This window comes from Streptomyces misionensis (genome assembly GCF_007896895.1).
GTDB classification, from domain to species: domain Bacteria; phylum Actinomycetota; class Actinomycetes; order Streptomycetales; family Streptomycetaceae; genus Streptomyces; species Streptomyces misionensis_A.
In genome coordinates this window covers 64,018-78,369 of sequence record NZ_VOGW01000188.1, presented here as the reverse complement: position 1 = coordinate 78,369, position 14,352 = coordinate 64,018, and the positions used below count along the sequence as shown (strand labels likewise).

Annotated in this window: 13 protein-coding genes; all 13 read right to left on the bottom strand. The window is 72.1% G+C overall.

All coding sequences use genetic code 11. From position 1 onward, the window contains the following. Nucleotide 1: 1 nt before the first annotated feature. The 13 genes from shc to FRZ03_RS33965 all read right to left on the bottom strand — a co-directional run bounded on the left by shc (nt 2) and on the right by FRZ03_RS33965 (nt 14,078). Complete coding sequence (gene shc, locus FRZ03_RS34020) at nt 2-2,074, bottom strand: squalene--hopene cyclase (protein WP_261399466.1); 2,073 nt, start codon at nt 2,072-2,074, stop codon at nt 2-4. A 117-nt stretch (nt 2,075-2,191) separates the two neighbouring features. Next, on the bottom strand, nt 2,192-3,322 hold the full coding sequence (locus FRZ03_RS34015; RefSeq protein ID WP_146468918.1) for a polyprenyl synthetase family protein: 1,131 nt from the start codon (nt 3,320-3,322) through the stop codon (nt 2,192-2,194). After that, a complete protein-coding gene (hpnE, locus tag FRZ03_RS34010) occupies nt 3,322-4,746 on the bottom strand; it encodes a hydroxysqualene dehydroxylase HpnE (RefSeq protein WP_146468917.1) in 1,425 nt (474 codons plus the stop codon). Before hpnE ends, FRZ03_RS34015 begins: the two co-directional genes overlap by 1 nt. Then, a complete protein-coding gene (locus tag FRZ03_RS41365; protein WP_222443436.1) occupies nt 4,743-4,871 on the bottom strand; it encodes a DUF6380 family protein in 129 nt (42 codons plus the stop codon). Before FRZ03_RS41365 ends, hpnE begins: the two co-directional genes overlap by 4 nt. Continuing rightward, on the bottom strand, nt 4,871-5,833 hold the full coding sequence (hpnD, locus tag FRZ03_RS34005; RefSeq protein ID WP_146468916.1) for a presqualene diphosphate synthase HpnD: 963 nt from the start codon (nt 5,831-5,833) through the stop codon (nt 4,871-4,873). The genes FRZ03_RS41365 and hpnD overlap by 1 nt, the downstream gene beginning before the upstream one ends. Next, on the bottom strand, nt 5,830-6,726 hold the full coding sequence (hpnC, locus tag FRZ03_RS34000; protein WP_146468915.1) for a squalene synthase HpnC: 897 nt from the start codon (nt 6,724-6,726) through the stop codon (nt 5,830-5,832). The genes hpnD and hpnC overlap by 4 nt, the downstream gene beginning before the upstream one ends. A gap of 359 nt (nt 6,727-7,085) precedes the next feature. Next, nucleotides 7,086-7,868: an ABC transporter ATP-binding protein gene (locus FRZ03_RS33995; protein WP_146468914.1), complete on the bottom strand. Its 783-nt coding sequence runs from the start codon at nt 7,866-7,868 to the stop codon at nt 7,086-7,088. Continuing rightward, a complete protein-coding gene (locus FRZ03_RS33990; protein WP_146468913.1) occupies nt 7,861-8,790 on the bottom strand; it encodes an ABC transporter permease in 930 nt (309 codons plus the stop codon). Before FRZ03_RS33990 ends, FRZ03_RS33995 begins: the two co-directional genes overlap by 8 nt. 55 nt (nt 8,791-8,845) lie before the next feature. Continuing rightward, nucleotides 8,846-9,718, bottom strand: a complete 873-nt coding sequence (locus tag FRZ03_RS33985; protein WP_146468960.1) for a glycosyltransferase family 2 protein — start codon at nt 9,716-9,718, stop codon at nt 8,846-8,848. Nucleotides 9,719-9,723: 5 nt separating this feature from the next. Continuing rightward, nucleotides 9,724-10,503 carry a CDP-alcohol phosphatidyltransferase family protein gene (locus tag FRZ03_RS33980; protein ID WP_146468912.1) on the bottom strand — a complete coding sequence of 260 codons (780 nt, stop codon included), beginning with the start codon at nt 10,501-10,503 and terminating at the stop codon, nt 9,724-9,726. Beyond that, a complete protein-coding gene (locus FRZ03_RS33975) occupies nt 10,481-11,542 on the bottom strand; it encodes an iron-containing alcohol dehydrogenase family protein (protein WP_146468911.1) in 1,062 nt (353 codons plus the stop codon). The genes FRZ03_RS33980 and FRZ03_RS33975 overlap by 23 nt, the downstream gene beginning before the upstream one ends. Continuing rightward, complete coding sequence (locus FRZ03_RS33970) at nt 11,530-12,282, bottom strand: phosphocholine cytidylyltransferase family protein (RefSeq protein WP_070029559.1); 753 nt, start codon at nt 12,280-12,282, stop codon at nt 11,530-11,532. Before FRZ03_RS33970 ends, FRZ03_RS33975 begins: the two co-directional genes overlap by 13 nt. Further along, a complete protein-coding gene (locus tag FRZ03_RS33965; protein WP_146468910.1) occupies nt 12,279-14,078 on the bottom strand; it encodes a DUF5941 domain-containing protein in 1,800 nt (599 codons plus the stop codon). The genes FRZ03_RS33970 and FRZ03_RS33965 overlap by 4 nt, the downstream gene beginning before the upstream one ends. Nucleotides 14,079-14,352: the final 274 nt, after the last annotated feature.

Below are 14,352 nucleotides of genomic sequence, written 5' to 3'. Positions count from 1 at the left end.
ATCAGCTCCCCTTGGCCTCGGAGAGCGACGACCCGGCCGGTTCGGCCTGCTCGGCCTGCCCGGCCCTGGGCCGGGTGGCCTTGGCGAGCAGCTGCCGCTCGAAGGGGTCGCCGTGCAGGTACCGGCCGAGGGCGGTGAGCGGGAACACCTGGCGGTACAGGTGGTAGTTGATGGAGAAGTCCCAGGGGAAGCCGGTGCCGGTGAAGTACGGCTCGTCCCAGGTGCCGTCCTCCCGCTGGTTGTCCGCCAGCCACTTGACGCCCCGCTCGACGGCCTGGGAGCCCTTCTCCCCGGCCGCGAGCAGCGCCATCAGCGCCCACCCGGTCTGCGAGGGGGTGGAGGCGCCCCGGCCGCACCATTCCCGGGCGTGCTTGTAGGAGCGCAGGTCCTCGCCCCAGCCGCCGTCGTCGTTCTGCACCGACTCCAGCCACGCCACCGCCCGCCGGATCGCGGGGTGCGAGCCGGGCAGTCCCGCCGCGGTGAGCGCGGGGACCACCGAGCCGGTGCCGTAGATGTAGTTGACGCCCCAACGGCCGAACCAGGCGCCGTTCTCCTCCTGTTCGGCGAGCAGCCAGGCGATGCCGCGCCGGGTGCGCGGGTCGTCGGCCAGGCCCTCGGCGGCCAGCATCTCCACCACGTGCGCGGTGACGTCCGCGGACGGCGGGTCGATGACCTCGCCGAAGTCGCAGAACGGCAACCGGTTGGGGAACGGGCTGGTGTTGTCGACGTCGAAGGCGCCCCACGCGCCGTCGCGCGACTGCATGCCGAGGTTCCAGCGCACCGCGCGGCCGATGGACCGGTCCACCCGCTCGGGGTCGTGGTGGCGGACCCGGCGCAGCGCGAGGGAGACCTCGGCGGTGTCGTCGATGTCCGGGTAGTTGTCGTTGTGGAACTCGAACGCCCAGCCGCCCGGCGGCAGTTGGGGGCGGCGTACGGCCCAGTCGCCGGGCCTGACGATCTCCTCGCCGAGCAGCCAGTCGGCCGCCTTGACCAGTTGCGGATGGTCGGCGGGCAGTCCGGCGTCGACCAGGGCGATGGTGGCGAGGCAGGTGTCCCACACCGGGGACTGGCAGGCCTCGATCATGCGGGCGCCGTCCTCGCGCCAGACGGCGAACCGGTCCAGCGAGGCGAGTCCCTCGCGCAGCACCGGGTGTTCGAGGTCGTAGCCGAGCAGATGCAGGGCGATGATCGAGTACACGGCCGGGGGCTGGATGCCGCCCCAGCAGCCGTCGTTCTCCTGCCGCTCGATGATCCAGCGGGCCGCGGCGTTCATCGCGGCCTTGCGCACCCGGCGCGGGACCACCTTGCGCAGTTGCCGGAGCGTCTTGTCCAGGCGCTGGAAGGCGCCGTCCCAGCTGGCCAGCGGTGCGATGGGCTTGGCCGGGTTGGGGTTCGCCGGGTCGGTGTGCAGCTCGTCCAGCGCGAAGGGCGCCGGGCGCACCGGCCGCTTGGCCGAGACGACGGTGAGCGGCACGATCGTCTGCCGGGCCCAGCAGCCGAAGTCGTAGATGTTGAGCGGCATCCACTTCGGGAACCAGATCAGCTCCGGCGGCATCTCCGGCAGGTCTTCCCACTTCCACCAGCCGAACAGGGCGAGCCAGGTCCGGGTGAAGACCCGGGAGGCGGCGATGCCGCCGCGCTCACGGATCCAGGCGGAGGCCTTCGCCATGTGCGGGTCCTCGGGCGTGTCGCCGGCCAGGCGCAGGGCGACGTACGCCTCGATCGTGGTGGACAGTTCGCCGGGGCCGCCGTAGAAGGTGGCCCAGGTGCCGTCCTCGCGCTGCTCGCCGCGGATGAACTTCGCGGCGGCCTGCGTGGTCTTGTCGTCCTGGATGCCCAGGAACTGGCGGAGCAGGAGGTCCTCGGCGTCCATGGTGACGTTGGTCTCCAGGTCGCCCTTCCACCAGCCTTCGGTGTCCTGCTTGGAGAGCAGGAAGTCGGTGGCGCGCCGTGCGGCGCGTGCGGCGGCTTCCGGTACCCCGGCCGCCTCGGGGGTCGTGAGGGTGGCGTGGCTGGCCGCGGCAGCGCGGGACGGCAAGGTGGCCCCGGTGCTTCCGTCGGTCGTCGCTGTCATGGCTTCCCCTTCGTGCAGTCGTGCGAGTCGTGCTGCTGTGGGTCCGCCGTCGGCCGGTGTGCGGGTGTTCCGCGACACCGGCCGGCGACTACGCGAGGCTTGTTCGGCCGATAGTGATCATCTCTTTCGTACGACGACGAAGTCGGCGAGGGCCGTGAAGGCGGCCCGTACCCGGTCCGGCATGCCGACCGCGTCGAGGGCGCTGATGGCGATGGTGTGCTGACGGCGCGCTTCCTCGGCCGTCCATTCGCGGCCGCCGGCCTCCTCGATGAGGGCGGCGCGGGCCGCGAACTCCTCCTCGGAGAAGTTCTCGAAATCGCTGCTCTTGGCGTCGGCGGCGAGGATCTCGCCGAGCCGCTCGGAGGCGGGGCCGCCGGCCGCGAGCGCGGCCACCACCGGCAGCGACTTCTTGCGCTGGCGCAGGTCGCTCCAGGTCTGCTTGCCGGTGGCGTCCGGGTCGCCCCAGATGCCGAGCAGGTCGTCCACGGCCTGGAAGGCGAGGCCCAGGTGGTAGCCGTAGCGCTCCAGCGCGTCGGCGGTGGCGTCGTCGGCGCCGCCGAGGACGGCGCCGATGGAGGAGGCGCAGGCGAGCAGCGCCCCGGTCTTGTTGCCCTCCATCTCCAGGCACTCCTCGACGCTGACGCTCTCGCGGTGCTCGTAGGAGATGTCCTGCGCCTGACCGTCGATCAGGGCGCGGGTGGCGCAGGTGAGCCTGCGGGTGGCGCGGCCGGCCTCGACCGTGCCCAGCTCCAGCAGGACCTCGTTGGCGAGGGCGAACAGCGCGTCGCCGACCAGGATGGCCTGGGCGGGGCCGTGCACCTTCCAGACGGTGTCGCGGTGCCGGCGCTGCTCGTCGCCGTCCATCAGGTCGTCGTGCAGCAGCGAGAAGTTGTGGACGAGTTCGACGGCCACGGCGCCGGGCACGCCGGTCTCGGGCGCGGCCCCGGTGACCTCGGCGGAGAGCACGGCGAGGGCGGGGCGCACGGCCTTGCCGCCGTCCCCGTCGGCCGGGTTGCCGGCGGCGTCGATCCAGCCGAAGTGGTAGGCGGCGACGGTGTCCATGGGAGGAGCCAGGCGGTCGACGGCCGCACGCAGGACCGGTGTGGCCAGGTTCCGGCCGCGCTCCAGCAGCGCGGTGACGTCCACCGCGGTCTCCGTCGAGGCCGGGGGCACAGTGGGCACAGTCTCTCCTCTTGTTGCGGTACCGAAGGTGCGGGGGCGGCCTGCCGCCGGCGGGTGATGAGCCATCAGGCCGCCTCCTCGACGGCGAACAGGCGGCTCGGGCGGGGCCGGCCCAGGGCGCTCAGCGCGGCGTCGGCCGCGCTCACTCCGCTGCGGACCGCACTCTCCATGGTCGCGGGCCACCCGGTGGCGGTCCACGCTCCGGCCAGGTACAGGCCGGGGGCCTTGGTGCGGGCGCCGGGCCGCAGTCGGCCGACGCCGGGGGCGGGCGCGAACGTGGCCGTGCGCTCCCGGGTCACGAAGAAGTCCTCGAGCACGGCGCCGCGCGTACCCGGGATGAGCCTCTCCAGCTCCGGGAGGTAGCGCCGGCGCAGCTCGGCGACCGGGAGATCGATGTCGTCCTGTGCGGCCGACTGGGACAGCGCGAGGTACTGGCCCGAGCGCAGCCCCGAGGCGTGGGTGCGGTCGAAGACCCACTGCACCCGGGTGCCGAGGGCGGCGAAGAAGGGCCGCGCGAGCACCTTGCGGTCGTAGACGACATGCACGTTGAGGATCGGCGCGGTGCCGATGCCGAGCAGCCGCTCGGGGGCGTCGAGGGCGCCGGGCGGCAGCAGCGCGTGCGCCTCGCGCTGGGGCACGGCGAGGACGACGGCGTCGGTTTCCAGGCGCTCGCCGGGAACCTCCACGCGCCAACCGCCGTTCTCCATGGCAGAGACGGAGGTGACGCGTGAACGGACCTCGGTACGCACGCCCGCGGAGTCGAGCGCCTTGCGGGCCAGCCGGTCGTGCAGTTCGCCCAGCGGGACATGGGCCCAGCCGATGTCGGCCGCGCCCGGGTCGGACAGCAGACCGGTCTTGAACACCATCGCGGCGAGCCCCAGTGAGGCGTCGCCCGCGACCGCGTTGAGGGTGGCGACCCCGACCAGGTCCCACAGGGCCTCGATGGCACGCGCCGACTGGCCGTGGGCGGCCAGCCAGCTGCCGAAGTCCTGGGTGTCCAGCTCCGGGTCGGCCGGGTCGAGTCCCTTCAGCGCGAGCGCGGCCCGCCCGACCGCGGCGCGCTCGGCGAGCGAGAGGTGCGGATAGGCGGCCAGGCTGCGCCCCAGGTGGAGGGGGACGGGCAGCGGGTCGCGCCGCAGCCGGCCGAGCCGCCGGCCCTCGGGCTTGGCGAGGTCCACGACGGGCACGTCCAGGCGGTCCTGCAGCGGTGCCAGCTCCGCTCCCCCGATCCGGTCGAGGAACCAGCGGTAGGCGGTGCAGCAGCGCAGGTACACGTGCTGGCCGTTGTCGACGGTCAGTTCGCCGCGCTGGAAGGAGAAGGCGAGGCCGCCCAGCCTGGGCCTGCCTTCGAGCAGGGTGACGCGGACGCCCGCGTCGGCGAGGGCGAGGGCCGCGGTGACACCGGCGAGGCCGCCGCCGACCACGACGGCGCTGCGGGCTGCCCGCCCGGATGCGTCCGGAGTGGGTGCGGTGCGTGCGCCGTCGTTCATGGTGCGTCCTTCCGTGCGTGCCGACCGTGCTGGTTGAACGGTGCACGCGCGGTCGTCGCAGTCAGTGACGCCACGCCGGGGTGCGGGGTTGCCTGCGCGATGCCGCCTGGTTCGGTGAGGTCCATCAGGCGCGCCTCCTGACGGACCGGCCGGAGCCGTGCCGGGTGACATGCCGGGTGTCGAGGCCGGACAGACCGCGCACGGCGACATAGGCCTTCTCGTGCCCGGGCAGCGAGACCCGGCCGCGCAGCACGGCCTCCGGGTCGCGCGCGATGCGGTCGAGCAGCCGGCGGTAGATGCCGGCCATGGCGGCCACGCAGGCGCCGCTGCGCCGGTCGAGCATGGGCAGCAGCTGGTAGCCCTCGGCGAACAGGGCGCGGGCCCGCCGCACCTCGAAGTGCACGAGGCCCGCGAAGTCGGAGCCCTCCGGGGGCGTCGGCCCGTCGAACCCGGCCGAGCAGCCGAACTTGGCCAGGTCGTCGGAGGGCAGATAGGTACGGCCGCCCTGGGCGTCCTCGCGCACGTCGCGCAGGATGTTGGTGAGCTGGAGCGCGAGGCCGAGGGTGTCGGCGTACTCGGCGGCGCGCTCGGCGCCGCGGGCGCCCGGTTCGGTGCCGAACACGCCGAGCGAGAGGCGGCCGATGGCACCGGCGACACAGCGGCAGTAGACCTTCAGGTCGTCCCAGGTCTCGTAGGTCTCGCCGCGCACGTCCATCCGGACGCCGTCGATCAGCTCGTCGAGGCCGCCGAGCGGGATCGGGAAGGCACCGGCGGCATGGGCGAGGGCGACGGCCACCGGGTCGGTGTCGTCCTCCGCGACGCCGCCCTCGCGGACCCGGGCGAGCAGGGCCCGGGTCTCGTCGAGCCGTGCCAGCTTCACGTCGTCGGCCAGGTCGCCGTCGCCGATGTCGTCCACCCGCCGGGACAGCGCGTACAGCGCCGACATGGCGCGCCGCTTCGGTGTGGGCAGCAGCCGGATGCCGTACGCGAAGTTACGGGCCTGCTGTCCGGTCACCGTCTCGCAGTAGCGGTAGGCGGCGAGTACTGGTGCGGACACGTGCGACGGAGAATCCACGGTCCGGATCACCCCTCTCCTCGCAGAATCACGCCCGCCTCACGCAGCAACTGGACCTTGCCTGGCTTGGGCGGGCCGGGAAGTACGTCGTATTCGGCGGCGGTGATCGCGTGGATCGCCGCCTTTCCCCCCGCCACGAACCCTGCGAGCAGCAGCTTCAACCTGCCGTGGACGCTACCCACCAGGGGGGCGCCTTCATTCAGCAGATCGCGGGCGCGTTGCGCTTCGTATGCAACCAGGGCGCGCACCGATGCGCCCGCGGTTTTCGCGGACAGATCCGTTTCGGTGACGTGGAAGCGCCTCATGTCCTCGGCCGGAAGGTAGATCCGGTCGCGGCCGAGGTCCTCGGCCACGTCCTGAAGGTGTTCCACGATCTGCAACGCGGTGCAGATCGCGTCGGACAGACGGATCCGCTCGGGGGTCGAGGTGCCGGTGACGGCGAGGACGAGGCGGCCGACGGGGTTGGCGGAGAGTTCGCAGTAGGCGAGGAGGTCGTCGTAGGTCTCGTACCGGGCGACGAGCTGGTCCTGGCGGTTGGCGGCGATCAGCCCGAGGAACGGCTCGGGAGTGAGCGAGCGGCGGCGCACGACGGGTTGCAGCCGGCGCAGCAGGGGGTGGCGCGGGGTGGCGTCGAAGACCCGGCGCAGATCGGCCTCGAAGGCGTCGAGCAGGACGAGACGGTCCTCGGCCTCCGCGGCCGACACGCCGAGCAGCCGGGCGTCGGCGCCACCGGGGGCGAGGTCGCCGTCGCCGATGTCGTCCACCAGACGGGCGAAGCCGTAGACCGCCATGAGGTCGTCGCGCCAGTCGCGGGGCAGGAAGAAGGGGGCCACGGGGAAGTTCTCGCTCGCGGCCTTGTCGAGGGTGGCGCGTTCCAGGCCCGGCGCCGTCGTGGCGGCCGTCATCGGGCGCTGCCCGCGGCGGGGACGGCACATGCTGCGTTGAGCTGGGGAGTTTCCGTAGCCATTGCCGTCACATCTCCCGTTCTACACTGCCGACCCAATACACACTATTTCGGACACGCCGCCCGGCAATTCGCAGGCTTCGCCGGCGCGAGGTGTCGCGCGTTATCCCCCCACTTGCCGTTTTCCGGCACCGGTACAGCTTACGTTGTACAACGCATCGAGCTTCGAGGGGGTGTCCCGCAGATCACAACAACACACCGATTGGCGTCAAGATTCCTGACAGGCGCCGGAGTTGACACTTCCTTTGCAGACGCGGGGCCCCGCCGGGAGGTTGCCGACGGGGCCTTGGCCGAAACGGGTCACTTGCCGGTGAACTTCTCGTACTCCTTGAGAACCTCTTCGGTCGGCCCGTCCATGCGCAGCTCACCGCGTTCCAGCCACAGGACGCGATTGCAGGTGTCCCGGATGGACTTGTTGTTGTGGCTGACCAGAAACACCGTGCCGGCCTCCTTGCGCAGTTCCCGGATGCGTTCTTCGGAACGCTTCTGGAACTTGCGGTCACCGGTGGCCAGCGCCTCGTCGATCATGAGGACGTCGTGGTCCTTGGCGGCGGCGATGGAGAAACGCAGCCGGGCGGCCATTCCGGAGGAGTAGGTGCGCATCGGCAGGGTGATGAAGTCGCCCTTCTCGTTGATGCCCGAGAAGTCCACGATCTCCTGGTAACGCTCCTTGATCTGCTCCCGCGACATGCCCATGGCCAGGCCGCCCAGGATCACATTGCGCTCACCGGTCAGATCGTTCATCAAAGCCGCGTTCACGCCCAGCAGGGAGGGCTGGCCGTCGGTGTAGACCTTGCCCTTCTCGGCGGGCAGCAGGCCCGCGATGGCGCGCAGCAGGGTGGACTTGCCGGAGCCGTTGGAGCCGATCAGGCCGATGGCCTCGCCGCGGTAGGCGACGAAGGAGACCCCGCGCACGGCGTGCACCTTGCGCACGCCCCGCTCCTCGCCCCGCTTGAGGATGCGGCTCAGAGCGGCCGTCGCGCTGCCCTTGCCGGTCTTGGCGCCGTTGACCCGGTAGACGATGTGCAGGTCGTCGGCGATGACCGTCGGACGCCGCTCGCCTGCGGTGTTCTGTTCAGCCACGGCCGTACCGCTCCTCCGCCTTCCAGAAGTACACGAAACCGCCCGCGAAGATCACCACGGCCCAGAACGCCGCGATGGCCCACACGTGCGGCGGCAGGTTCGAGGCGTCGTAGCCGTCGATCAGCGCGAAGCGCATCAGGTCCATGTAGACCGCGGCCGGGTTGACCTGGAGCAGCCGGACCGCCAGCTCCGAGCGGCCCTCCATCATCTTGCTGATGGAGAACATCACGCCCGAGGCGTACATCCAGGTGCGCAGCACGAACGGCATGAGCTGGGCCATGTCCGGCGTCTTGGCGCCCAGCCGGGCCACGATCAGCGCGAGCCCGCTGTTGAACAGGAACTGGAGCACCAGCACCGGCACGATCAGCAGCCAGGACGGGCCGGGGTAGCTGCCGAAGCCGATCGCCACGATGAACAGCACGATCATCGAGAACAGCAGCTGCTGGAGCTGCTGGAGCGAGAAGGAGATCGGCAGCGAGGCACGCGGGAAGTGCAGGGCGCGCACGAGCCCGAGGTTCCCGGAGATGGCCCGCACGCCCGACATCACCGAGCTCTGCGTGAAGGTGAACACGAACACGCCGGTGACCAGGAACGGGATGTACACGTCGGAGGACATGCCCCGGCTGGCGTGCAGGATGACGCCGAAGATGAAGTAGTACACGGCCGCGTTCAGCAGCGGGGTGGCGACCTGCCACAGCTGGCCGAGCTTCGCCTGGCTGTACTGCGCCGTCAGCTTCGCCTGGGAGAAGGCGAGGATGAAGTGGCGCCGGCTCCACAGCCGGCGGACGTACTCCGCCAGCGAGGGGCGGGCGCCGCTGACGGCGAGACCGTACTTGGCGGCCAGCTCGGCCGGCGTCAGCCCCGCGTCGGGCGACGGTATCGCGCTCACCGCGACACCGGCGTCATGCGTAGTGTGACTCACGAGTAAGAACCCGGACTCTCTCGGTAAGAAGCTTGCTGTTCAGGTAAGAAGCTTCTCAGATGACCGGGGGACGGCCCAGCCGGGTGAGGCGCCAGACCGTGCGCCAGCGCATCGGGCGCCGGGGGCCGCAGGGCGAGGTCCAGCCCTCCTTGAAGCCGCCGAACCAGGCCCGCAGGGCCTCCTTGGAGGGACGGCGGGCCAGGGTGAGCAGCAGCCAGACCCCGAGGTAGACGGGGACCAGGAGGGCCGGGAGATTGCGCCGGGCGAGCCAGACGCGGTTGCGGGCCACCATGCGGTGGTAGACGGCGTGCCGCGAGGGCGCGGTCGTCGGGTGGTACAGCACCATGTCGGAGCGGTAGTCGATCAGCCAGCCGGCGTCCAGCGCCCGCCAGGCGAGATCGGTCTCCTCGTGGGCGTAGAAGAACTCGGCCGGCAGCCCGCCGACCTCGGCGAAGACCGTGGTGCGCACCGCGTTGGCACCGCCCAGGAAGGTGGTGACCCGGGAGGAGCGCATCGGGTCGGAGGCGCGCAGCCGCGGCACGTGGCGGCGCTGTGTCTCGCCGGTCTCCGGGTCGGCGATGCGGAAGCTGATGATGCCCAGCTCGGGATCGGCGGCGAAAGCCTCGCGGCACAGCTCGGCCGTGTCCGGCCGGGCGAGCAGGCCGTCGTCGTCGAGGAAGAGCAGGATGTCGACGTCGCAGCCGCCGGGCCCGAAGGCCTCGATGCCGACGTTGCGGCCGCCCGGGATGCCCAGGTTCTCCGGCAGCTCCACGGTGCGGACGCCCTCGGGGACGTCGGGCACCGGCGAGCCGTTGCCGACGACGACCACCTCGACCGGGTCGCCGTGCTGCCCCGCGACCGAGTCGAGCAGGGCGCGCAGCTCCGCGGGCCGGTTGCCCATGGTGATGATGACGGCGCCGACCTTCACGGCGCTCACTTCAGCCTGCTGGAGGCGAGGATGGACACCAGGTGCAGCAGGGTCTGGAGCATCGCGATGCCCGCGAGGACCGCGGTGCCGAGCCGGGTGAAGAACAGGTCGCCGTGGATCTGGTCGGCGATGGCGAGCACCACGATCAGCAGGGATGCCTCGATGCCGAGGATCAGCCGGTGGAACTTCAGCGCGGAGGCGGCGCGGCGGGCCAGCGCCATCCCGGAGGAGCGCGGCTCGGCCGCGGACTCCTGCACCGGCGGCCTGCCGGTCTGGTGCCGGGCGACGCCGACCAGGTCGGTCTCCGCCTTGATCAGGATCGCGCCGAGCGCGGCGAGGGTGCCGAGGAAGGCCCACAGCCAGTCGATGCGGCCGCTGCCGAACAGGTCGGCCGCCCGCAGCCCGAGGCCGACCAGCACGGCCGCGTCGGTGAGGTAGGCGCCGACGCGGTCCAGGTAGACCCCGCCGAGCGAGTACTGCTTCTTCCAGCGGGCGATCTCGCCGTCGACGCAGTCGAGCAGCAGGTACAGCTGGGTGGCGACCACGCCGAGCACCGCGCCCCAGATCCCCGGCACCAGCAGGGCCGGGGCCGCGAGCACGCCGCAGACGGTCATCAGGTACGTGAGCTGGTTGGGCGTGACCTTGGTGTTCACCAGGTGGCGGTCGATGCGCAGGGACACCTCGCGCATGTAGAGGCGTCCCGCCCAGTGCTCACCGCTGCGCCGGTCCTTCACCCCGGCGGGGTGGACGACCGGACGGAGTTCAGCTACCGATGGCCTTGACATAGTCGGCGTAGATGTCCTTGATCTGGTTCGGCTTGAGGTCGAGGTGTTCGAGGATGGTGTAGCGGCCCGGCCGGGTCTCGGGGGCGAACTCCACGGCGCGGACGAACTCGTCCACCGTGAAGCCGATCTCCTCCGGCAGTACCGGGAGCCCGTGCCGACGCAGCACCCCGGCCGTGTGCGCGGCCTCCTCGTGGGCCCCGCGCAGATACATGGCGAAGGCCGCGCCGAGCCCGCACTGCTCGCCGTGCGCGGCGGCCCGCTTGGGGAACAGCAGGTCGAGGGCGTGGTTGATCTCGTGGCAGGAGCCCGAGGACGGGCGGGAGTCGCCGGAGATCGACATCGAGATGCCGCTGAGGACGAGCGCCTCGGCGAGCACCTGGAGGAAATCGTTGTCCCCGATGCCGCCGGGGTGGCGCAGCACCGCCTCGCCGGCCTGGCGGGCCATGGCCGCGGCGAGACCGTCGATCTTCTCGCCGTTGACCCGGTGGGACAGCTCCCAGTCCGCGATCGCGTTGACGTTGGAGATGGCGTCGCCGATGCCGGCCCGGACGAAGCGGGCCGGGGCCTCGCGGATCACGTCCAGGTCGATGACGACCGCGATCGGGTTCGGCACGCCGTAGGAGCCGCGCCCCGCGTCGTTGTCGAGGGTGGCGACCGGCGAGCACAGGCCGTCGTGCGCGAGGTTGGTCGGCACGGCGACCAGCGGCAGGCCGATGCGGGCCGCGGCGAACTTGGCGCAGTCGATGATCTTGCCGCCGCCGAGCCCGACCACCGCGTCGTAGTGGCCGGACTTCATCTCGCCGGCCAGGCGCACGGCGTCGTCCAGGGTGCCGCCGCCGACCTCGTACCAGGTGGCGCCCGGCAGCGAGGGGGCGATGCGCTCGCGCAGCCGGGCGCCGGAGCCGCCGCTGACGGCGACGGCGAGCCGGCCGGACTGGGCGATGCGCTCGTCGGCGAGGACACCGCCCAGGTCGTCCAGGGCGCCCGGGCGGATGTCGACGACGACCGGGGACGGAATCAGCCGGGTCAGTAGCGGCACGCGATCTCCCGTCCCCTGGCCAGGTCGTCGTGGTTGTCGATCTCGACCCAGTCGACCTCGCCGATCGGCGCCACGTCGATCCGGAAGCCGCGGTCGACCAGCTCCTGGTAGCCGTGCTCGTAGAACTGCTGCGGGTCGGTCTCCCAGACCGTCTTCAGCGCGTCGGCCAGTTCGGCGGCGGCGTCGCCCTCGATGAGGGTGACGCCGATGTACTCGCCGGTCGCCTCGGCCGGGTCCATCAGCTTGGTGATCTTCGTCATGCCCTTCGCGGGGTCGACGACGACCTTCATCTCCTCGTCCGCCAGGGACTTCACGGTGTCCAGCGCGAGGATGATCCGCTTGCCGTCGCCGCGCGCGGCGAGCAGGGTCTTCTCGACGGAGACCGGGTGCACGGTGTCGCCGTTGGCGAGGATCACGCCGTCCTTGAGGGCGTCACGGCCGCACCACAGGGAGTAGGCGTTGTTCCACTCCTCGGCCTTGTCGTTGTCGATCAGGGTGAGCTTGAGGCCGTACTTGGCCTCCAGGGCGGCCTTGCGCTCGTAGACGGCCTCCTTGCGGTAGCCGACGATGACCGCGACCTCGGTCAGCCCGATCTCGGCGAAGTTGCCGAGGGTGAGGTCGAGAACCGTGGGCTCGCCCTCTATGCCCGCGGGCCCCACCGGCACCAGCGCCTTGGGCAGGGTGTCCGTGTAGGGGCGCAGACGCCGTCCGGCGCCGGCCGCCAGCACGAGGCCGATCATGCGGGTTCTCCTTCGTCGTGTACGGCGGGCGCCCCTGCGGACACCCAGAAGCGGATGCTCTCGACGAGCACCACCAGGGCGACGACCACGGCGAGGACCGTGAGCGCGACCTTGAACTGCGCGCCGGTGAGCACCGCGGCCAAGGCGGCGACGAGCAGGGTCCGCCCGTCGTGCCCCCCTATGGAGCGCACCAGCCAGGCCGGGGGCGCTCCCGCGTTGCCACGGATCCGGTACACCGTGTCGTAGTGATGGTAGGCGACCGCCGCCACCAGCCCGAAAGCCGCGGGGAGAGCCCCGTTCACCCCCGCTTTGCCCGCGAGGGCGAGGACGGTGCCGTACTCGGCGGCGCGGAAGAACGGGGGGACCAGCCAGTCGAGGGCGCCCTTGAGCGGGCGGGCGACGGCGAGGGCGGAGGTGAGGACGTAGACCAGGGCCCCGATCACCGGCAGCGCCGAGCCGAAGCCGGAGAAGGCGGCGCAGGCGACGACCGCGGCACCGCCGAGGAGGGCGGCGGCGGGCACGGCGAGGCCGGGCAGGCCCTTGCGGGCCACGCGCCCGACCGCCTCGGTGAGCGGCCCGGAGTCGGCCAGGTCCGCCAGCGCCCGCGCGGCGCGGTCGGTGCGGCGCGCCTTGCGGGTCAGGGAGCGCAGCACGCGCCCGGCGGTGGTGTACGTGGCGGCGAAGGCACAGCCGACGAGCAGCACGTAGAAGGTGATCCGGGGCGTGGTGGCCGCCGTGAGGACCGCTATCATCGCCCACCGCTCGCCGATCGGCAGCACGATCATCCGGCGCAGCCAGACCGTCCAGCCGACGCTGTCCAGCTTGTCGCTGAGGGCGGCGGTGGGGCTGGTGTTGGCGGTGGCGTCGTGGTTGGCCTCGTTGAACGAGAAGTCGACCACGTGCCGGCAGGTCTGGAGGACCATCGCGCCGAGGGCGAGGGCCCATACGTCGTCGCCGCCGCGGGCAGCGCCGAGCGCGAGGCCGGCGTAGTAGGCGTACTCCTTGGCCCGGTCGAAGGTGGCGTCGAGCCAGGCGCCGAGGGTGGAGTACTTCAGCGCGTAGCGGGCGAGCTGGCCGTCGGTGCAGTCCAGCACGAAGGAGGCGATCAGCAGCACGCCGGCGGCTATGAATCCGCCGCGGGTGCCGGTGGCCGCGCAGCCGGCCGCGATCAGCGCGGTGAGCAGCGAGGCGGTGGTGACCTGGTTCGGGGTCAGACCGCGGCGGGCGCACCAGCGGGCGATGTAGCGCGAGTACGGGCTGATGAAGTGGGTGGTGAAGAAGCCGTCGCGGGACTTCACGGCCGACTTCAGGCGTACGGCCTCGTCGTCCACGGCGGCGACGGACTGCCGGGCCTCGTTGCGGGACTGCGGGTCGGTGGGTACGACGGCGACGAGGCTGCCCAGCTCGGGGCGGTGGACCTCGCTGCCGTCGGCGTCCAGTTCGGTGACGACGCGGTCGGCGATGCTGTCGACGGCGACCGCGGTGCCGCCGCCCGAGGAGGTCTCGCGGGCCACGGCCCGGGTCAGCGCCTGGCGGGCGGCCGGCTGCGCGGTGACGGCGCCGGGGACGGCGGCGAGCGGGAAGCGGGGGTCGGTCAGGCCGAGGCGCAGGGCGTGCAGATGGCCGACGAAGCGGGCGTCGACCAGGGCCACGCGGTCGCCCGCGGGGGCGGCGGCGAGCAGGGTCTCTGCCTCGGCGGTGCTCGCTGCCATCCGGACGTCGAAGCCGAGGGCCCGCAGATCGCTCTCCAGCGGCGATCCGGGAACCGGCTGACCGGTGACGATGGCGGTCGGCAACCGAACTCACTCCCTGGGTGCCGGCGCGTCGGCGCCGGTCGTGTGCGTGGCGGGCCGCCCCCTGCCTGCGGCGCCCGGGCGGCATGTCGGCAGAGGGTATCGGATGGTGCCGGGCCCGTGTTCACCGGCCGTTCACGACCCGTCCCGCGCCCGCTGCCCCGCCCTTTGCCGCGATCATCATGGGCGATCCGCCCCCCGCCCCACAAACCGCCGACGCAGACCCGGGCATCCGGGACAGCCACGACGACGACCGGTGCCCTCCCGATCGCCGACT

Excerpts from the sequence above, each read along its gene's own strand:
- shc (WP_261399466.1), bottom strand. The coding sequence starts at position 2,074 with ATGACAGCGACGACCGACGGAAGCACCGGGGCCACCTTGCCGTCCCGC.
- FRZ03_RS34015 (WP_146468918.1), bottom strand. The coding sequence starts at position 3,322 with ATGGCTCATCACCCGCCGGCGGCAGGCCGCCCCCGCACCTTCGGTACC.
- hpnE (WP_146468917.1), bottom strand. The coding sequence starts at position 4,746 with ATGAACGACGGCGCACGCACCGCACCCACTCCGGACGCATCCGGGCGG.
- FRZ03_RS41365 (WP_222443436.1), bottom strand. The coding sequence starts at position 4,871 with ATGGACCTCACCGAACCAGGCGGCATCGCGCAGGCAACCCCGCACCCC.
- hpnC (WP_146468915.1), bottom strand. The coding sequence starts at position 6,726 with ATGACGGCCGCCACGACGGCGCCGGGCCTGGAACGCGCCACCCTCGAC.
- FRZ03_RS33980 (WP_146468912.1), bottom strand. The coding sequence starts at position 10,503 with ATGTCAAGGCCATCGGTAGCTGAACTCCGTCCGGTCGTCCACCCCGCC.
- FRZ03_RS33970 (WP_070029559.1), bottom strand. The coding sequence starts at position 12,282 with ATGATCGGCCTCGTGCTGGCGGCCGGCGCCGGACGGCGTCTGCGCCCC.